This is a genomic window from Pontibacter kalidii, assembly GCF_026278245.1.
GTDB classification, from domain to species: domain Bacteria; phylum Bacteroidota; class Bacteroidia; order Cytophagales; family Hymenobacteraceae; genus Pontibacter; species Pontibacter kalidii.
On sequence record NZ_CP111079.1, the window covers coordinates 3,259,655 to 3,277,564 of the forward strand.

The following is a 17,910-nucleotide window of genomic DNA, read 5'->3' on the forward strand; positions in this document are numbered from 1 at the left end:
GGATTCCCCGGCCTCCATGCCTTTTATACTTTTCACAGTACCTCTTTCAGTTTGCCCCAGGTGTGCTGTGCCAGCAGTTTCTGCCCTTCCGCGTTCGGGTGTACCCCGTCGGGCAGGTTCAGGAGGCGGTTGCCGGCCACACCCTCCAACAGAAAGGGGATAAAGTGGGTATTATTCTGTAGCGCCAGCTCCCTGAACAGCTTCCGGAACTCCGCGGCATAGCGCCCCGGCACGATATCCGGAATCTCCATCCCTGAAAGGATGATCTTTACCTCCGGGTACTTTTGGCGCACTTTGTTGATGATCTCCTGCAGGTTCTGGCTGGTTTCGCGGGCAGGTATACCGCGCAGGCCGTCGTTGGCACCAAGTGCAAGTATAAAAACTGCGATGGGCTCGTGCAGCCAGCGGTCTATGCGGTGCACGCCGCTGGCGGTGGTATCGCCGCTCAGGCCGCCATTTAAAACTCTATAGCCCGTGTACCCCTCCTGTTGCAGCTGCTCCTGCAGCAAGCTGGGGTATGCTTTCGCAGCAGGTAAGCCGTAGCCAGCTGTCAGGCTGTCTCCGAATATAAGTATGTTCTTCATGTAATAGCTGATTCTGTGTCTGCAAAATGTGGCAATTTCCCTGCCACACTTGCTAAAACAAAAAGGGTTGCCATTAGTTGGCAACCCTTTTTGTTTTAGTTGATTTATACTCCTAGTCGGCTGATTTTTCCATCTGGCGCAGGCGCTCGCAGGTGGCCAGGGAGGCTTGTTTCTGCTTCTCCACCATCTGTACTACATTCTGCGGAAGCTCCGCCCTGTGGTCCAGGGCATCGTTATAGGCTTTCTGGGCCCACTCCTCGCCCGTAATGTTGGACTTGATCACTTCCTCCTCATCGTTGCCGGCTACCGTGTTCTTCACATCCATCCAGCCACGGTAGAGCTTCCCCTTCGCGGTGGTGTTGGTTTGTGTATTGCCGCCCATCTGGCTGATGGTACTGTTGATCTCGCTGGAGAACTGGCGGCTCTGGTTCATCAGGTCCTTGTAGTAAGACTGGTGCGCCGGATCTTTCGTGATCTCGGCGGCATGCTTATAGCCCTCAATTCTATCGTTTACAAACTGATTAAGTTCCTGTAAAACATCAATGGTTCTTTCGTTGTTATTCATAGCTGTTACGTTTTGGTTTATACTTACGGAAACGAAAAAAGCCGTCCATCAGTTATAATATCAGCCGCCGCACCACGTATGGTACTTTAAGGTGGCCTCTGTTGTGGGATGTAGCCTTGCGTAGCTATGATAAAAAGTTTTTTTCACCTACATTACATGCTTAACCATGCCAAAGCGCGTAAGCGGCATCACTTTTGCAATCTAACCTGTAGTTCAACGTAATAAATAGATGATATCATTGACAACTCGCTTTAAAATCATACTGTCGGTACTGGCCGTCATCCTCGTGACGGGCTCCTTCATACTCTATAAAAACGGCAACACACCTGAGGGTAAGAACGAGATCCTGATCAAAGCCTTGATGCAGGGCCTTAGCTCCGGCCACTACCAACCTGAAAAAGTAGACGACGCCTTCTCTAAGAAGGTATTTAAACTATACCTGGAGCGCCTGGATTACAACAAGAAGTTCCTGCTTGCCTCTGATGTGCAGCAGTTACGAAAGTATGAAACAGCCATCGACGATGAGTTGCGTCAGGGTTCGTTCCAGTTCTTTGACTTGTCTGCCGATCTGATTGAGCAGCGCACCAAGGACTCTGAGGCCTACTACAAAGAGGTCCTGGCCAAGCCTTTTGACTTTTCCACGAACGAGCAGATTGAGCTGGACGGCGAGAAGCTGTCCTTTGCCAAAAGCAAGGACGAACTGAAGGAAGCATGGCGCAAGCAGCTCAAGTACCAGACGCTGGTTCGCCTGGTAGATATGCAGAAGGAGCAGGAGAAGAAGCTGGAGAAAGACCCGAAGGCGGAGCAGAAATCTTTTGAAGCCCTGGAAAAAGAGGCTCGCGAGAAGGTAAAGAAAACCTACGACGACCTGTACCAGCGCCTGGCCAAGGTGAACCGTGAGGATCGCCGCGCCACTTATATCAATGCCGTTACCAACGTGTACGACCCGCACACGGGCTACTTCCCGCCGAAGGCCAAGGCTGATTTCGACATCAACTTTACCGGCCGCCTGGAGGGCATAGGTGCCTCACTGCAGGAGAAGGACGGACAAATTAAGGTGATGGAGATCGTACCAGGCAGCCCCTCCTACCTGCAGGGCGAGCTGAAGCCAGGCGATGCCATCCAGAAAGTGGCTCAGGGCGCTGAAGACCCTGTGCTGATAGAAGGCATGCGCATTGACGATGCCATCCAGCTGATCCGTGGCAAGAAAGGCACGGAGGTACGCCTGACAGTGAGAAAGCCGGACGGCTCGACCAAGGTTATCCCGATCATCCGCGACGTGATCGTGTTTGAGGAAACCTATGCCCAGTCTGCCTTGATAGAGGATAAAGAAAAGATCGGCTACATCAAGCTGCCGGGCTTCTACGCCGACTTCGAAAATAAGAACGGCCGTTTCAGCGGTGCCGACGTGAAGAAGGAGATTGACAAGCTGAAGACTGCCGGCATGAAGGGACTTATACTTGACCTGCGCAATAACGGCGGAGGCTCCCTGGCTGATGCCGTGGAAATGGCCGGCCTGTTCATCGAGCAGGGTCCGATCGTGCAGGTAAAGACAGCCTCCGGCAAAGCCGTAGTGCTCGACGACCGCGACACGCAGGTGCAGTATGGAGGCCCCCTGGTGATACTGGTGAACTCCAACAGTGCCTCGGCCTCTGAGATTCTGGCCGCCGCCATGCAGGACTACAAGCGCGCCGTGATTGTGGGCAGCTCAACGTTTGGCAAAGGCACGGTGCAGCAGTTCTTTGAGCTAGATGAGGCCCTGCCGGCGCAGTTTAACCCCTACAAGCCATTTGGCGCCCTGAAGCTGACCACGCAGAAGTTCTACCGCATTAACGGCGGCACGACACAGCTGCGCGGGGTAGTGCCGGACGTTGTACTTCCGGATGCCTACGCTTACCTGGAATTTGGGGAGAAGGAGCAGGATTTTGCCCTCCCGTTTGATGAGATCGCTCCGGCAAAGTATAAACCATGGAACAACGGCAAGCTGAACCTCTCGCAGGTAAAAGCCAGTAGCCAGCAGCGTGTAGCCCAGAACGAAAGCTTCGGCCTGATAAAGGAGAGCGCTGAGCGCCTGAAAAAGCAGTCTGACAACACGACCCGTTCGCTGCAGCTGGAGAAGTACCTGGTAGAGGAGAAAAAGGCAGAAGCGGAGGCCAAGCGACTGGAAGAAGCGCAGAAAGAGGTGCCGGTGCTGAACGTGAAGCGCCTGCAGCAGGACCTGCAGGCCCTCGGCGGCGACACCGCCAAGCTGGCCCGCAACAAAGAGTTTATGAAAGGCCTGAAGCAGGACGTATACGTGGAGGAGGCCGTGGCCATCATCCAGGAAGACCTGAAGTAAGCCAACACCCTGAGGAAGAGAAACGCCAGCTATGTGTAATAGCTGGCGTTTTTTTATATCTTAAGTGCCCAAACATCAACACTGATAAAAATGCACCTGAACGCCCCTAAAACAGCCCCGTTAAAAATATGGCTGCTGCTGCTGGCCCTGCTCCCTACCCTGCTAAGTGGCTGCGCCACCAAAACCACGAAAGAAGCGCCTGAGGCTGCGCGTGGCCTGATCACCGAGAAAGCCATGGTGGTATCGGCACACCCCGAGGCCTCCAGAGTAGGCATGGAAATCATGCAGAAGGGCGGCAACGCCTATGATGCCGCCATTGCCACACAGTTCGCCCTGGCCGTAGTGCACCCGGCGGCAGGCAACATTGGCGGCGGCGGCTTTATGGTGGCTCGAAGCAATTCCGGCGAGGTGGCCACGCTGGACTTCAGGGAGACAGCCCCGGCGGCAGCCACAGAGACCATGTACCAGGACAGCCTAGGCAACGTGGTAGCTGGCCTGAGCACCGACGGCCACCTGGCAGCAGGCGTACCGGGCTCTGTGGATGGCATGGTGAAGATACACCAGAAGTATGGCTCACTGCCCTGGGCAGAGCTGGTGCAGCCCTCCGTAGACCTGGCCCGCCAAGGCGTGGTGTTAACGGAGAAAGAAGCCAGAGGCCTGAACAACACGCGTGATTCTTTCCTCAAAAACAACCAGCATCTCCCCTACCTGGTACGGGAGCAGGAATGGCAAGCCGGCGACACGCTGCGCCACCCGGACCTGGCCCGCACCCTGGAGCGCATCCGTGATAAAGGCCGCGAAGGCTTCTACGCTGGCAAAACGGCTGACCTGCTGGTAAAAGAGATGCAGCGCGGCAACGGCATCATCTCGCATGAAGACCTGGCCCGTTATACTTCGGTGTGGCGCGAGCCCATCATCGGCGACTACAAAGGCTATAAAGTGATCTCAATGGGTCCTCCATCCAGCGGGGGCCTGGCCCTGTCGCAGCTCCTCAAAATGGTGGAGCCTTACGATTTACGCCAATATGGTTGGCAAAGCACGGAGGCCATTCAGGTCATGACAGAAGCGGAGCGCCGCGTATACGCCGACCGCGCTACTTATTTGGGAGATCCTGACTTTGTGGAAGTACCCATGGAAGAGCTGCTGGACGAGCAGTACCTGAAGAGCCGCATGAGCACCATGAGCCTGGCGCAGGCCACACCTTCGGCAGAGGTAAAGGCCGGTGAGCTGCCGGTTTTCGAAAGCGAAGAGACAACCCACTTCAGCATTGTAGACCCTGCCGGCAACGCTGTCGCTGTGACCACTACCATAAACGGCAGCTATGGCTCCTATGTAGTGGTGGAAGGAGCCGGGTTTCTGCTCAATAACGAAATGGACGACTTCAGCGCCAAGCCAGGCGTACCGAACATGTTCGGCCTGATAGGTGGGAAAGCCAACTCCATACAGCCCAGCAAACGCATGCTCAGCGCCATGACGCCCACCATATTGGAAAAAGATGGCAAACTGTTTATGGTAGTTGGTACACCGGGCGGCTCTACCATCATCACCTCTGTATTCCAGACCATCCTGAACGTGCTGGAGCACGACATGACGATGCAGCAGGCTGTGGCCGCCCCGCGCTTCCACCACCAGTGGCTGCCCGATGAGATTCAGCACACCGCCGATGCCATCCCTGCCCAGGTACGTACTGAGCTGCAAAACAAAGGCTATACATTGAAACAGCGCGGCCAATACGGCCGTGTAGACGCCATCCTGGTGCTGCCCGACGGCAGGCTGGAGGGCGGTGCCGACCCTCGCGGCGATGATGTTGCTGCCGGTTTCTAAGCGATCATACTTTCGGCCTGCTTCCGCTTCTGAATAAAGCCGGCCACATACACGCCCACAGCGGCCAGACCTGTTAAAGTCATAAGCCCGAATACGCTGGCCCTGCGCTGGCGTACTTCGGGCTTAAACTTTTGCCTCGCTTCTTCAGATGGGGCAATGGCCTTGGAGAAGAGCACTCCTGTCATTATGCTGAGAAGTGAGGTAACCCCTACCGCCGCATGCGCCACACTCCTGTCGCCGGACTTCATGCCAGAGCTAAGCAAGAACAACGCACTTCCCGCCAAGGGTGGAATGAGCGCCGTCTTCGGTCTGTTCTCATTGAGAAAGTAGCTTGTGAGCCCTGCGCCGATAAGCACGGCCGCGTGTGTGTTATTGGCTATGTCTGGTCTGTCTACGATGTTCATGGTAAGTATAAATTTTATACTTGGTTTACCGCCAACACGCCTGCTTGGTTATACTTTAGTCACATGTCTAAAAGCACGGTAGAAGCCGGCTTCTGCAGCAGGTGTGGATACAAGGCATAAAATTCCTCTCTCTTCCTACTTCTTTCTGCCTCACACTTCAGGCTACTCCTGGGCTCAAGTCCTGCCGCACGTCCTGCAAAACCTGGAAGGACCGGGAAGAGTTAGTTAACTTTCTCCTCAAGAATCCGCAAAGTATATTTGCTCGCTTTTTCAGAGGCCACACAATTGGGATAGTACAATTACTTACTCCTCCTTAAAACTTGCTTCAGCGGACTTTTTACAGCCCTTCCACTCTCCTGTAAAACCACGTTTATACTTTAGCAGATAATTTTTCAAATAACTTGACAACTATTTGATTATCAACTATATAAAAGCATTGTGCAACGTATTTTTCCCTGCTTTTATGCAACTGATACAGCCTCACGATTGTTTTATAAACATGAAAGAGAGAGACGAAGACAAGGTGCTTTCCCTGTATCAGGAGGAAACACAAAACACGGATAAAGTATGGCAGAAATCCATACCTGCACAGGTGTTTCTGAACTACTTTTTTGCGATAAACTACCACATCCAGAACTCCGGAACCACGGCGCCAGGGCAGCTGCCCATACTGCAGGAGCAGAAGCCCGAGCTGAACGAGCAGGACCTGGAGGCGATAAAAAAACTTTTACTGAACAGCTGGAGCACCGAGTACGCGCTGCGTGCCACCGCCGAGCTGGGCGACGAGGAGTATATGCGCAATGCCCTTCACTGGACTTTCCCGCAGGCTTACTATGCGGTGTTTGCCGGCCTGCAGGCCTTTTTGTATACCCGTGGCCTGAAGACCAACAACGAAGCCTGGGTGCTGCGCGAGGCAGGGCGACTGGTGGTCAAGAACACGTATCCCCGGGCGATGGGCTTCTACGCCTCCGGCCATTACGACGATTTTAACGTTCACCGTTTGCCGCTGGCTTACTATAAGCCGGGTCTGCAGATTGCGGGCAAAGAGCTGGAGGCGCAGTCGCAGATAGGGCAGTTTTTGCGCACTACGCGCCGTCAGCGGGCCAAGGCAGTAAGGCAGCAGGTGCAAGCCAATGCGGCCACGGCTATACGCAGCAACAAAACCAGCGAAGTATTGCAGAAATTCGGCCCGCAGCACTGGCAGCAACTCACCTGGCGCATCGGCTACACCACACTCTTCGACCTGATGGCGCGGCTACGAATATCCAGCACCCATCGCGAGATCGAGCGCTTTGTGCAGGCTGATATCGACTTTAAGCTGTTCCACGAGTCGCTGCTGCAGATCGTAAGCTACCTCAACGGCATACACGAGTGCTTTGTGGCGCAGGCCATCGGACTGCAGAAGTATGCCGAGTTTGTGCAGGAGCTGCCTAAGTACCTGCAGCGCTCTTTTGTGGAGACAAGGCTGGAGCAGCAGCTCAAACCACTGCTCGGCAACGAAGGCTACGAACTGGGCCAGGCGGCCTAAGGTATACCTTCTTTTTTTCTTTGGGCTCCTGCAGGTCTGTACTTGCAGGAGCTTTTCATTTCAAGGTACACAAGCCTATGATTCTACGGACTTTATACGCCGGGACTGGCAACCAGCAGCCAATTTAACAATCAGCAATTAACCCTTTAAAAGCTGCCGATTATTTCCGAATTTTGCAGCTTGATCTGAACACATCACTTATCGTATAAATCGCATGCAACTGAGCGAACAGGAACTACGCAGACGCCATGAGCGCGAAGAGCTGGAGAAAATGGGCATCAACCCTTATCCCTCTGAAACATTTGAAGTTACGGCTACGGCCAAGGAGATAAAGGAGAACTTCGATAAGGAGAAGAACAACTTCCAGGAAGTAACGCTTGCCGGTCGCCTGATGAGCCGCCGCATCATGGGTAAAGCTTCGTTTGCCGAGTTGATGGACAGCACCGGGCGCATCCAGATCTACGTTTCCAGAGACGATATTGCCCCCGGCGAGAACAAGGACCTCTATAACACGGTGCTCAAGAAGATGCTCGACATCGGTGACTTTATCGGCATCAAGGGCTATGCCTTTGTAACGCAGGTAGGTGAGATATCGGTACACGTGACCGAGTTGAAGGTGCTTTCCAAGTCACTGCGCCCGCTACCGATCGTGAAGCGCGAGATTGACGAGAACGGCAACGAGATCGTGCACGACGGCTTTACGGACCCCGAGCTGCGCTACCGCCAGCGCTACGTGGACCTGATCGTGAACCCGCACGTGCGCGAGACTTTCAAGAAGCGTACGCAGCTGGTAAACACCATGCGCAGCTTCCTCTCCGAGAAAGGCTACCTGGAGGTGGAAACACCTATCCTGCAGCCTATCCATGGTGGTGCGGCGGCTCGTCCGTTTAAAACGCACCACAACACCCTGGACATGACGCTGTACCTGCGCATTGCCAACGAGTTATACTTAAAGCGCCTGATCGTGGGTGGCTTCGACGGCGTGTTTGAGTTTGCCAAGGACTTCCGCAACGAGGGCATGAGCCGCTTCCACAACCCTGAGTTTACCGTAATGGAGCTCTATGTCACTTACAAGGATTACAACTGGATGATGGAGCTGGTGGAGGAGATGGTGGAGAAAGTAGCCTTGGCCCTGCATGGCACCACAGAAGTGAAAGTAGGCGACAACGTGATTAATTTTGCCCGCCCCTGGAAGCGCTATACCATGTTCGAGGCCATCGAGCACTTCACCAAGATCGATATCTCCAACATGGAAGAGGCGGACCTGCGCCAGACAGCCGAAAAGCTGGGCATCCATACCGACCCAACCATGGGCAAAGCCAAGCTCATAGACGAGATTTTCGGCGAGACCTCGGAGCCCTACCTGATCCAGCCGACCTTCATCACGGATTACCCTGTGGAGATGAGCCCGCTGGCCAAGAAGCACCGCAGCAAGCCAGGTCTGGTGGAGCGTTTTGAGGCGATCTGCAATGGCAAGGAGATCTGCAACGCCTTCTCTGAGCTGAACGACCCGATTGACCAGCGTGCCCGCTTTGAGGAGCAGTTGGAGCTGGCCCGTCGCGGCGATGTGGAGGCTATGGCCCTGGACGAGGACTTCCTGCGCGCCCTGGAGTACGGCATGCCGCCAACAGCCGGTCTGGGTGTGGGTATCGATCGCCTGAGCATGATCATGACCAACTCCCAGTCAATTCAGGATGTGCTGTTCTTCCCGCAGATGAAGCCCGAGAAACAAGAGAAGAAAGAGGAAGAGAAAAAGTAATTTTTAGGAAATACCCAATAAAAAAACCGGCCTGCTAAAGTATAGCAGGCCGGTTTTCTTTTATACTTCCATCCTTAAACAGTGGGAGAATTCCTGGCGGTGTCGGTCATGTTCCGGTTCTCCTGGTCATCCCACTTGCCTGGGTCGGTATACGGGCTCTTCTTTACGTTGCCCGATGCCTGGCTGTCAGACTTGCCGGTCTTTATCTTGCTAGTCCAATCACTGACTTTGCCTCTGGTGCTGCTGTAGCCTTTGTTTACCTGGCTGCCCAGCTTAGAAGCCTGGTCAGTCACCTTTCTGCGCATCACAGTACCCTTATCGGGGGCAAGCAGCACGCCTGCCAGCGCGCCTGCAGCAGCTCCGGCGAGCAAGCCTAACGCCAGGGCGCCGCCCCCGCCACTGCTGCTTTTGCCTTTATATGCCTTATGTTCGATGCCGTGCTGCCTGATCTGGCGCACAGACTCATGCGTGCTGTAATTCGACTTATTCTCTCCAAGCGATCGGCATTCCATATGAGTTCTCATAGTTTGGTTCTGGTTTAAATTGGTACATAAAAGCCTTCTAACGAAGGCACAACTATTATGATTATAACGGGAGCAAGCGCTTTAGGTTAACAAAGCGGCCTTTAAAACAAAAGCGCCTGCCCCAGATCAGGGCAGGCGCATCCGCGGGTGCCACCAACAGCCTCCTCAGCGAGTTGCGGCTCAGGGCCACCTCTCAGGCAGTAGTGTCACCTCGAAAAAATATTTGTCTTGGCTTAAGCGTTGCCGCCTCTGTTGCCCGTGGCCGATGATCCGCCGCCAGAGCTAGATCCACCAGATGTTGAACTGCCACCTGAGGTTGATCCGCCTGTCGCTGAAGAGCCCGAAGAGCCCGCACCACCAGTGTTGCCACCTTTGTTGCCGCTGTCGCCACCCGAGGACTTGCCAAAGGTGTCACCGCTCATCTTCTTGATTTCCTCAAGGCCGTCCTGCAGGTTTTTCTCCAGGTCTTTGCTCATCTTGCCAGCCCATTTTTTTATGCTGGTACGGGTAACCTCGCCTGTGTCAGGAGCCATCAGCAAACCTGCTATCACACCTGCACTGGCACCAGCCAGCATCGCCAGCAAAACTTTTCCGCTATTGTCTTTCATAGTCGTTTTTCTGTTTTATACTTATTGATTTAATTCTGTGCCTTAATAACGGTCAAACTAACATTAAGTTATACCTATACTAAAAGATACTATTATAGTTGCCCGTAACGCATAAAATATATCAGAGCAAGCCGTTACGCCTTACCTTACCACTTAAAGTTCAGGTCCGAGAGCATGCGTTGGATCTCGTCTCTTGTTTTCCCGATCCGGGTTTGCAGGCGGTCCAACAGCTCGTGCTCCTGCCCTTTTTCGTACGTCAGGTCTTCCTCGGTAAGTTCATCATAGTTCTGGCGCAGCTGCCGCTTCACATCATCCCAAGAGCCGTGCATCACCAGGTCGTAGTCTTCCTGCGGCGGGGTTCCGGCGTTATGGCTGCGCTTGGTTTTAAGCCCACTCGTCCAGCGCTTCACGCTGCTGTTCACTTCGTCGCTGGCGCGGTTTAGCTGGCGCATTACTTCTTCCCTGGCATCGCGGCCTGTTTTGGGCGCTAACAGCACCCCTGCGGCTACCCCTACACCGATACCGGCAAGCGTGGCAATCAATATCTTATCACTGTCTTTGTTGATCTGGTTCATAGTTTTATGTTATCTGTTGATTTTAGAAGTAGAAGGTTCAAACAGGTTGTTCCGGAAGACAGGCTTAATCTGTTCTAATTTCTATATTTTTGTACTTGCAGATACATACGGGCAGCGGCCTTACAGGTTAATTTCGGCATGTGTTTCTATTATATACGTAGATAATTTTAACAACTCTAAACTATGAAAAAAGTAATTGCGATCTCCATTTTCACGTTCGCGGGCATGGCCTCCTGCGTAAACAACAACGCTGCGACTCAGGCCACCACCTGCATCGACCCAGCCAAGATAAACCCTGATGCCATTTGCACCATGCAGTACGAGCCTGTGTGCGGCTGCGATGGCAAAACCTACAGCAACCCTTGCGTGGCCGATAATGCCGGCGTTACCTCCTACACCAAAGGCGCCTGCGAGGACAAGCAGTAAGTTTATACTTTAACAGCACGAGAGATGAGCCAGAAGAAATATTTTAAGCAGACCAAGCCGTTCCGGGTGCCTACCACCGACGGCAAGCTGATAGAGGAGCATTTCGGCAATGCCTCCACGCACACCAGCGCCTTCAGCGTAGCGCACATGGTGGCGCCACCGCATTGGGGCGAGCCGCACCAGACACCGGAGTTCGACGAGATCACGATCGTGACACGCGGCAAGAAACTCATCGAAATCGATGGCGAGGAGGTAGAGGTGAACGCCGGCGAATCCATACTTATCAAAGCGGGTGCCCGCATCCGCTACGCCAACCCCTACGACCATGAGACCGAGTACTGGTCCATCTGCATCCCCGCCTTCGATTTTACCGCTGTGCACCGGGAGGAGGAGTAAGTATAGATTAGGGAATCCTCTGGCACCGGATACCCCTCGCTCGCGGGACGCGAGCGAGAGCAAAGGTATGTTACCGCTCTCTTTTTGTCATCCTGAAAGGATCTTGTGGGCAAGTAGCCCTTGCTTACCCTCCCTTTTGCCAGGTTTCTTTACAGAATGACAGGAGAACTTTTCCTCAGTATCTATAAAGCATAACAGCCCTAATCTCTCTGGAAGGGTTAAACAAAAAGTCCCCTGCTATACTTTAGCAGGGGACTTTTTTATACTTAAGGGAGTAAAGATTATGTTCAAATCTTCACTCCCGAAACTTCAAATTACTTAGAAATCATGTCCACAATATCCTCGGAGATGCCCATGTAGGAGAAGCCGCCGTCATGCATCAGGTTCTGCATTGTTACCATGCGGGTAAGGTCCGAGAACAGGGTGATGGTGTAATTGGCGCAATCCTCGGCAGAGGCATTGCCCAGCGGCGACATCTTGTCTGCATAGTCGTAGAAGGCATCGAAGCCACCCACGCCTGTACCGGCCGTTGTCTTGGTCGGCGACTGGGAGATGGTGTTAACGCGTACTTTCTTCAGCTTGCCGAAACGGTGGCCGTAATTGCGGGCGATAGACTCCAGCAATGCCTTGGCATGCGACATGTCGGTATAGTCCGGAAACACACGCTGTGCTGCGATGTAAGAAAGGGCCACAACGGAACCCCACTCGTTCATGGCATCCTGCTTCTCAGCTACGTGCATCACCTTGTGGAAAGACAGCGCCGAAATGTCCAGCGTTTTCTGGAACCACTCGTAGTTCAGGTCGCCGTAGGCTTTGCCTTTACGGATGTTCGGGCTCGAGCCGATGGAGTGAAGTATAAAATCGATCTTGCCGCCCAGTATCTCCTGCGCCTTTGTGAACAGGTTCTCCAGATCCTCTACCGAGGTGGCATCTGCCGGGATGATCTGCGCGTTGCACTGCTCGGCCAACTTGTTGATTTCACCCATACGCATCGCGATCGGCGCGTTGGTCAGCACAAACTCCGCTCCTTCTTCCTTGGCACGCAGGGCAACTTTCCAGGCGATAGATTTTTCGTCCAGGGCACCGAAGATGATTCCCTTCTTTCCTTTTAAAAGATTATAAGACATGTCTTTTGTTATTATTTTTTTACCCTAACCAATAGTTACCGGTTTCCCCGGAAACGAAGCAGCAATATAGCAATTCCTACTTAGAGTGAAAGCAACTCTTTCGCACTTTGATAGGCATTATCGCTCGGGTTGGCGCCGGCAATCATGTGCGCTATCTCGTTGATACGCTCCTGGTCGTCCAGCTTTTTAATACGGCTGATGGTGCGGTCCTCGGTGTCGTGCTTGTACACGAAGTAGTGCGAATCGCCCTGGGCGGCAATCTGCGGCAGGTGCGAAATGGCGATGATCTGGTGCTTTTGCGCCATCTGCTGCATCATCTTACCCACCTTCACGGCCACCTCCCCGGATATACCTGTATCAATCTCATCGAACACGATGGTCGGCAATGCGGTTTTATCGGCCAGCATATACTTTATACTTAGCATCAGGCGCGAGAACTCACCACCGGAGGCGGCTTTGATCAGCGTTTGCGGCTGCGCGCCCTTGTTGGCGCTGAACAGGATGCTGATGTCGTCGGTGCCGGTGGCGGATGGCGCTACCTCGTTGTGCTGAATCACGATGCGGGCGTTCGGCATGCCCAGCTCCGCCAGCAGTTTGTAAAGCTCCTCCTCAAAGGTAGCGAAAGAGGCTTTGCGGCGCTCCGATAGTATGGCAGCCTTCTCCAGCACCTCCTGCTCGGCGGCTTTCATGGCTTTCTCAGTGTTGGTGATGGCCGTGTCCAGGTTCAGTACGCTACCTACCTTCTCTTCCAGCTCGCGCTGGATCTGCAGCAGCTCGGCGTTGCTTTGCACCTGGTGCTTACGCTGCAGGGTATAAATCAGGTTCAGGCGCTCCTGCACCTCCAGCGTGCGCTCCGGGTCGGCCTCGGTATTGCGCTCGGCATCTTCCAGTTCCCCGGCAATATCGTTGAGCTCAATCATGCAGCTTTCGGTGCGGCTGCGCAGCTCCTCATACTTGCTGGAGAAGGCCGACAGTTGGCTCAAGGTATGCACGGTGTCTTTCAGCGCGGAGGTGATGTTGAACTCCGATTCGGTGAGGCTCTGCACCGCCTGGGTCAGCTTCAGCTTGATGTCCTCGGCATTCTCCAGCTGCTTTAGCTCTTCCTCCAGTTCCTCCTGCTCGTTCTCCTGCAGTCCGGCCTCGTCCAGCTCACTGAGCAGAAAGGCATGGTAATCGTGCTCCTTCTGCGCCTGCGCCAGCTGGTCGGTCAGTTTTTTATAGTCGCTTTCCAGCTTTTTATATTGGCGGTAGCTCTCGTTGTAGTTGCGCAGGTAAGATAGATTTCCGGCATAGATATCGAAGGTGGTATTGCCCATCGAGGACGTGTTGCCCGCATAAATATCCAGGATGTTGAGCTGATAGCTCGTGTCGCCGAGTTGCAGCGTGTCGTGCTGCGAGTGGATGTCCATCAGGTTCTCCCCGATCTTGCGGATCACGTCCAGGGTTACGGGTGTGTCGTTCACAAAGGCGCGGCTCTTGCCGCTCGGGCTGATCTCACGGCGCAGGATGCACTGGTTGTCGAAGTCCAGGTCTTCCTTGGAGAAAAGCTCCTGCAGGTTGTAGCTCGATATATCGAACACGCCCTCGATCACGCACTTCTCCGCCTGGTTAAAGAGCAGCTTGGTATCGGCGCGGTTTCCCAGCAACAGGCCGATGGCCCCCAGCATAATGGACTTACCCGCCCCTGTCTCGCCCGTGATGATGTTGAGCACCGGCGAGGGGTTCATCTCCAGTTTCTCGATCAGGGCGTAATTCTTTATTTTGAGATCTATCAGCATATACTATAACGCAAGACTATAGACATAAGAAGGATTTTGGCCTATGCTAAAGTTCGGTAATTCTGTTCTTTTTTTGAAGTATGGGATGTACCGTTGTTTTGTTCTAAATACTGGCGCAAGTATTTATACTTGTGTCCTATCAATGATATCGGGTTTGTAACTCGACTGGCTTGCAAAGCCATACTTGCTTGGGCTATACCTTATACTTTCTCTGGCGCAAGCGTCCGCTTGTGCCTTTATACTTTAGCCCCTACCTCCTGCAACCGTATCCAAGCTATACTTTCAAAACACCGCTGATCCTCTAGTTCCCAAAAGCGGCTCGTTTCATTTCTGGCTTTCTGCCCTCCCAGGCCGGGAGGCCTCGTTTTCCCACTCAGCGCTGTGTTCCCTCCTGCCTCCGCTGCGCTGCGGCTGCCCTTACCGGGCACCGGATCTCACAAGGCGCCTCCCGGAAAAACTGGGAAAGGTTTTTCGGTTTAGCAGTGGCGCGAGGAAAGTATACTTTTATAATTTTCTGAAGTATTCTTACAGTATAAACTTCCAGTTTCTCTCGCTCTTTCGGATTTGCAACCCGAAGGTACAATTAGCCGCGGATTTGTAATCCGCTTGGTAAAGGCTTTTGCTACTGGCAAACGTGCGGATTTCAAATCCGCTTTTCACGAGTTCCGGATTGCAAATCCGGAACAGCAGTTGTGTCCAGGCTCTGCTCATATACTTTATACTTCAATACGGCGCCTCCACATCATAGATCATCTCCTCCACCTGCTCGAGCGGAAAAGTATGGTAGTCGAAGCGCAGGTCCTGCAGCTCGGCCCCGTTGGCATCCAGCCTCTTCAGCTTCCCGTTCAGCACTACTCTGCTGCGCAATACCACCTGCACGGCGGGGCTTTGCAACAGCTCAAACTGGTGATCTAAAAGGTCTCTCCTGAAAATACGGATCTGGCGTTTTCCCATGGGCACACGTATAAAGTCGGCAGCAAATTTTGCCCCGCGAAGTTACACCCTTTTAGCAGAATTCTAAAAATTTTAGCGTTTTAGCAAAACTTCGTATTTGCTATTGTTGGTGGGGTCTACCTGCGATAAGATAGTGAAGGCCTGCTGCTTCTGCGCCGGAGCGGCCGCCTTAAACATGTTGGCCAATTCATCGGCTTTGGCATCGAAGAAGGCGCGAAGGATAGCGGAGTTGGGTTTCTGCTGCTGCAGGCGCTGGATATTGGTCAGCATACCCAGCACGTTCTGCCGTGCCTCCTCCGGCTTCTCGGCCATCTGGTCCAGCCCCTGGCGGTGCATGGTATACAGGCCTTCGCGGAACGGCAGAAACTGCGGATCCTGCACATTGTCAATCAGCCAGTAGCGGTTGCGGTTACTGTCGAAGGCTTTCCAGCCAGGGTAGCCGGCACCCTGCGAGGCGGCCAGGTTGAGTATGGCCCTGGCTCTGTCGAAGGCGGGGGAGCCCCCTAAACGGCCAAAGCTGTCGTTGTCCATCCCGATGATCATGTAGGCGTAGAAGGCCAGCATCGACGACAGGTTGGAAGTATAATTGTTCTCGGCAAACTCCAGCGGCTGGGCGGCATTGAACTGGAAGGTCCAGTCTTTATCGATAAAGGAGAAAAGCACGGACTCGTAGCCGGTGCCGTACGCCGGCCTCACCGACAGCACCTGCACGTTGGCCCGGAAGGTTCCGATCTCGGGCATCTCCGTCAGGTTGATGAGGATGCGGCACTTGATGCGCTCGTCAGGACGGTAGGCCTGGCCGGTCCAGCGGCGGTTGTTCATAAACTCCGAGATGCGCGTCTGCATCTCCGTAAACAACTGACGATCCGTATACTGTACCTGCTCGCTGTTTACTACCACATCGCACTGCAATTCCTGCGCCCTGGCAGACCAGGCGGTGAAGATCAGCATCAGCAAACCAAGTACTTTCTTAGCCATATATCCGCTCCCAGATTAAGTTTACGATATCCTGCGCCACGTCACTTTTCTTCTTCAGTTCAAACGTATGGGTGGCGTTCTCCTCCATAATGGTGATTTTATTCGTGTCGTGCGCAAAGCCGGCCCCGGGGTCGTTGAGCGAGTTGAGCACGATCATATCCAGGTTCTTCTTCCGGAGTTTCTCACGGGCATTGGCACCTTCGTTGTCGGTTTCGAGGGCAAAGCCCACCGAAAACTGCCACTCTTCTTTCTGCTTGCCCAGCGCTGCTGCAATATCAACGTTCTTGACCAGCTCTATCGTCAGCTCGTCGCCGGCTTTTTTTATCTTCTTGTCGGCCACCGTCTTGGGGCGGTAATCGGCCACCGCGGCGGCAAATACCCAGACATCGGCGGCATCGGCCTGCTTCAGCACCGCCCGGTACATTTCCTCGGCGGTTGTCACATGCTTTACATCGATACTGGTGTGGTTGGTGCGTAGGTTTGTGGGGCCGGATACCAGCACCACCTTTGCCCCGTGCTCGGCAAAGCACTCTGCCAAGGCATAACCCATTTTGCCTGTGGAGTGGTTCCCGATAAAGCGTACCGGGTCAATGGGTTCATGTGTGGGCCCTGCCGTAAGCAGCACTGTTTTGCCTTTAAACGATCTTTCTGTCACCTGAAAAAAAATTCTGAAGCACCTGCACAATCTCCTCCGGCTCTGCCATGCGCCCCTGCCCTACCAGCCCGCTGGCTAACTCACCGTAACCTGCCTCAATAATGTGGTTCCCATAGCCGCGTAGCCTGGTAAAATTATTCTGCACTGCCGGATGCTGGTACATGTCCAGGTCCATGGCCGGGGCAATAAACACCGGGCAACGCGCCGAGAGGTAGGTGGCACTGAGCAGGTTGTCGCAGAAACCGTTGGCAAACTTGGCGACCGTGTTGGCACTGGCCGGGGCCACCACCAGGGCATCGGCCCAAAGGCCAAGGTCCACGTGGTTGTTCCACATGCCGGTCTCATCCCGTACAAACTGGCTGAGCACGGGCCGCCTGGAGAGCGTGGCCAACGTCAGAGGGGTTATAAACTCAGAAGCAGAAGCAGTCAAAATGACTTGTACTTCTGCTTCTGCTTTTACGAGCTGACGGACAAGCAGAGCAGCTTTATAGGCTGCTATACTTCCGCAAACTCCCAATATAATCTTCTTACCTTTCAGCATCCGCCTGTATTACAGGTTGATGTCCTCCTCGGTATCCTCGTCTGGCTTTCTAACATATACCTTTCCTTCCAGGAACTCCTCGATAGCAAGGCTGGTAGGCTTAGGCAGACGCTCGTAGTACTTGGAGATCTCGATCTGCTCACGGTTTTCGAACACCTCCTCCAGGTTGTCCACGGTAGTGGCAAACTCAGCCAGTTTGGAGTTCAGCTCTTCTTTCAGCTTCACAGAGATCTGGTTAGCTCTTTTCGAGATAACTGACACAGACATGTACATGTTGCCGGTTTGCTCTGCAAAGTCGGCCATGTTGCGGGTAACGATTGATGATGGAACTACTGCCATATATGTA

General features: G+C 53.6%; 19 protein-coding genes. 6 read left to right on the forward strand and 13 right to left on the reverse strand.

Going from position 1 to position 17,910, the window contains the following annotated elements; genetic code table 11:
• Positions 1-32: 32 nt before the first annotated feature.
• Together OH144_RS13615 and OH144_RS13620 are read right to left on the reverse strand one after the other, a co-directional pair.
• Entirely contained in the window at positions 33-584 is a 552-nt protein-coding gene (locus OH144_RS13615; RefSeq protein ID WP_266202794.1) for an arylesterase, read from the reverse strand.
• A 112-nt stretch (positions 585-696) separates the two neighbouring features.
• Positions 697-1,149 carry a ferritin-like domain-containing protein gene (locus OH144_RS13620; RefSeq protein ID WP_266202795.1) on the reverse strand — a complete coding sequence of 151 codons (453 nt, stop codon included), beginning with the start codon at positions 1,147-1,149 and terminating at the stop codon, positions 697-699.
• Between the two features lie 229 nt (positions 1,150-1,378).
• On the opposite strand from OH144_RS13620, the gene OH144_RS13625 reads away from it, so the two are divergent.
• Entirely contained in the window at positions 1,379-3,487 is a 2,109-nt protein-coding gene (locus OH144_RS13625; protein WP_266202796.1) for a carboxy terminal-processing peptidase, read from the forward strand.
• A gap of 90 nt (positions 3,488-3,577) precedes the next feature.
• Entirely contained in the window at positions 3,578-5,311 is a 1,734-nt protein-coding gene (gene ggt, locus OH144_RS13630; RefSeq protein ID WP_323134725.1) for a gamma-glutamyltransferase, read from the forward strand.
• On the opposite strand, the gene OH144_RS13635 is transcribed toward ggt, so the two are convergent.
• Positions 5,308-5,715, reverse strand: a complete 408-nt coding sequence (locus tag OH144_RS13635; protein ID WP_266202797.1) for a hypothetical protein — start codon at positions 5,713-5,715, stop codon at positions 5,308-5,310. The two genes, ggt and OH144_RS13635, sit on opposite strands and share 4 nt — an antisense overlap.
• Positions 5,716-6,214: 499 nt before the next feature.
• Here OH144_RS13635 and OH144_RS13640 point away from each other — a divergent pair, with 499 nt between their 5' ends.
• Complete coding sequence (locus tag OH144_RS13640) at positions 6,215-7,243, forward strand: hypothetical protein (protein ID WP_266202798.1); 1,029 nt, start codon at positions 6,215-6,217, stop codon at positions 7,241-7,243.
• A gap of 214 nt (positions 7,244-7,457) precedes the next feature.
• Positions 7,458-9,002 (forward strand): lysine--tRNA ligase, encoded by a 1,545-nt coding sequence (lysS, locus tag OH144_RS13645; RefSeq protein ID WP_266202799.1) that lies wholly within the window; start codon positions 7,458-7,460, stop codon positions 9,000-9,002.
• Positions 9,003-9,076: 74 nt separating this feature from the next.
• Here lysS and OH144_RS13650 read toward each other — a convergent pair whose 3' ends face one another.
• The 3 genes from OH144_RS13650 to OH144_RS13660 form a co-directional block, all read right to left on the reverse strand.
• Entirely contained in the window at positions 9,077-9,526 is a 450-nt protein-coding gene (locus tag OH144_RS13650) for a YtxH domain-containing protein (protein ID WP_266202800.1), read from the reverse strand.
• Between the two features lie 233 nt (positions 9,527-9,759).
• Positions 9,760-10,134, reverse strand: a complete 375-nt coding sequence (locus OH144_RS13655) for a YtxH domain-containing protein (RefSeq protein ID WP_266202801.1) — start codon at positions 10,132-10,134, stop codon at positions 9,760-9,762.
• Between the two features lie 146 nt (positions 10,135-10,280).
• Positions 10,281-10,709, reverse strand: a complete 429-nt coding sequence (locus OH144_RS13660) for a YtxH domain-containing protein (RefSeq protein ID WP_266202802.1) — start codon at positions 10,707-10,709, stop codon at positions 10,281-10,283.
• A 183-nt stretch (positions 10,710-10,892) separates the two neighbouring features.
• Here OH144_RS13660 and OH144_RS13665 point away from each other — a divergent pair, with 183 nt between their 5' ends.
• Both OH144_RS13665 and OH144_RS13670 read left to right on the forward strand, forming a co-directional pair.
• Positions 10,893-11,135: a Kazal-type serine protease inhibitor domain-containing protein gene (locus OH144_RS13665; RefSeq protein WP_323134726.1), complete on the forward strand. Its 243-nt coding sequence runs from the start codon at positions 10,893-10,895 to the stop codon at positions 11,133-11,135.
• 24 nt (positions 11,136-11,159) lie between these two features.
• A complete protein-coding gene (locus OH144_RS13670) occupies positions 11,160-11,531 on the forward strand; it encodes a cupin domain-containing protein (RefSeq protein WP_266202803.1) in 372 nt (123 codons plus the stop codon).
• 314 nt (positions 11,532-11,845) lie between these two features.
• Here the strand turns inward: OH144_RS13670 and OH144_RS13675 are convergent, their stop codons facing one another.
• From OH144_RS13675 to OH144_RS13700, 7 genes are all read right to left on the reverse strand, one after another.
• Positions 11,846-12,658 carry an enoyl-ACP reductase FabI gene (locus OH144_RS13675; RefSeq protein WP_266202804.1) on the reverse strand — a complete coding sequence of 271 codons (813 nt, stop codon included), beginning with the start codon at positions 12,656-12,658 and terminating at the stop codon, positions 11,846-11,848.
• 80 nt (positions 12,659-12,738) lie between these two features.
• On the reverse strand, positions 12,739-14,436 hold the full coding sequence (gene recN / locus OH144_RS13680) for a DNA repair protein RecN (protein ID WP_266202805.1): 1,698 nt from the start codon (positions 14,434-14,436) through the stop codon (positions 12,739-12,741).
• 723 nt (positions 14,437-15,159) lie between these two features.
• A complete protein-coding gene (locus OH144_RS13685; RefSeq protein WP_266202806.1) occupies positions 15,160-15,390 on the reverse strand; it encodes a hypothetical protein in 231 nt (76 codons plus the stop codon).
• A gap of 72 nt (positions 15,391-15,462) precedes the next feature.
• On the reverse strand, positions 15,463-16,368 hold the full coding sequence (gene porD / locus OH144_RS13690; RefSeq protein ID WP_266202808.1) for a type IX secretion system protein PorD: 906 nt from the start codon (positions 16,366-16,368) through the stop codon (positions 15,463-15,465).
• On the reverse strand, positions 16,361-17,023 hold the full coding sequence (gene coaBC / locus OH144_RS21525; protein WP_323134727.1) for a bifunctional phosphopantothenoylcysteine decarboxylase/phosphopantothenate--cysteine ligase CoaBC: 663 nt from the start codon (positions 17,021-17,023) through the stop codon (positions 16,361-16,363). Before coaBC ends, porD begins: the two co-directional genes overlap by 8 nt.
• Entirely contained in the window at positions 17,004-17,564 is a 561-nt protein-coding gene (locus OH144_RS21530) for a flavoprotein (RefSeq protein WP_323134728.1), read from the reverse strand. Before OH144_RS21530 ends, coaBC begins: the two co-directional genes overlap by 20 nt.
• A 9-nt stretch (positions 17,565-17,573) precedes the next feature.
• On the reverse strand, positions 17,574-17,903 hold the full coding sequence (locus OH144_RS13700) for a DNA-directed RNA polymerase subunit omega (RefSeq protein WP_266202809.1): 330 nt from the start codon (positions 17,901-17,903) through the stop codon (positions 17,574-17,576).
• Between the last annotated feature and the right edge of the window lie 7 nt (positions 17,904-17,910).

Coding starts and splice junctions, on each gene's coding strand:
- porD (WP_266202808.1), bottom strand. CDS start 16,368: ATGGCTAAGAAAGTACTTGGTTTGCTGATGCTGATCTTCACCGCCTGG.
- recN (WP_266202805.1), bottom strand. CDS start 14,436: ATGCTGATAGATCTCAAAATAAAGAATTACGCCCTGATCGAGAAACTG.
- ggt (WP_323134725.1), top strand. CDS start 3,578: ATGCACCTGAACGCCCCTAAAACAGCCCCGTTAAAAATATGGCTGCTG.
- OH144_RS13655 (WP_266202801.1), bottom strand. CDS start 10,134: ATGAAAGACAATAGCGGAAAAGTTTTGCTGGCGATGCTGGCTGGTGCC.
- OH144_RS13635 (WP_266202797.1), bottom strand. CDS start 5,715: ATGAACATCGTAGACAGACCAGACATAGCCAATAACACACACGCGGCC.
- OH144_RS13650 (WP_266202800.1), bottom strand. CDS start 9,526: ATGAGAACTCATATGGAATGCCGATCGCTTGGAGAGAATAAGTCGAAT.
- lysS (WP_266202799.1), top strand. CDS start 7,458: ATGCAACTGAGCGAACAGGAACTACGCAGACGCCATGAGCGCGAAGAG.
- OH144_RS21530 (WP_323134728.1), bottom strand. CDS start 17,564: ATGCTGAAAGGTAAGAAGATTATATTGGGAGTTTGCGGAAGTATAGCA.
- OH144_RS13675 (WP_266202804.1), bottom strand. CDS start 12,658: ATGTCTTATAATCTTTTAAAAGGAAAGAAGGGAATCATCTTCGGTGCC.
- OH144_RS13615 (WP_266202794.1), bottom strand. CDS start 584: ATGAAGAACATACTTATATTCGGAGACAGCCTGACAGCTGGCTACGGC.
- OH144_RS13665 (WP_323134726.1), top strand. CDS start 10,893: ATGAAAAAAGTAATTGCGATCTCCATTTTCACGTTCGCGGGCATGGCC.
- OH144_RS13700 (WP_266202809.1), bottom strand. CDS start 17,903: ATGGCAGTAGTTCCATCATCAATCGTTACCCGCAACATGGCCGACTTT.
- OH144_RS13685 (WP_266202806.1), bottom strand. CDS start 15,390: ATGGGAAAACGCCAGATCCGTATTTTCAGGAGAGACCTTTTAGATCAC.
- OH144_RS13640 (WP_266202798.1), top strand. CDS start 6,215: ATGAAAGAGAGAGACGAAGACAAGGTGCTTTCCCTGTATCAGGAGGAA.
- OH144_RS13660 (WP_266202802.1), bottom strand. CDS start 10,709: ATGAACCAGATCAACAAAGACAGTGATAAGATATTGATTGCCACGCTT.
- OH144_RS13670 (WP_266202803.1), top strand. CDS start 11,160: ATGAGCCAGAAGAAATATTTTAAGCAGACCAAGCCGTTCCGGGTGCCT.
- OH144_RS13625 (WP_266202796.1), top strand. CDS start 1,379: ATGATATCATTGACAACTCGCTTTAAAATCATACTGTCGGTACTGGCC.
- OH144_RS13620 (WP_266202795.1), bottom strand. CDS start 1,149: ATGAATAACAACGAAAGAACCATTGATGTTTTACAGGAACTTAATCAG.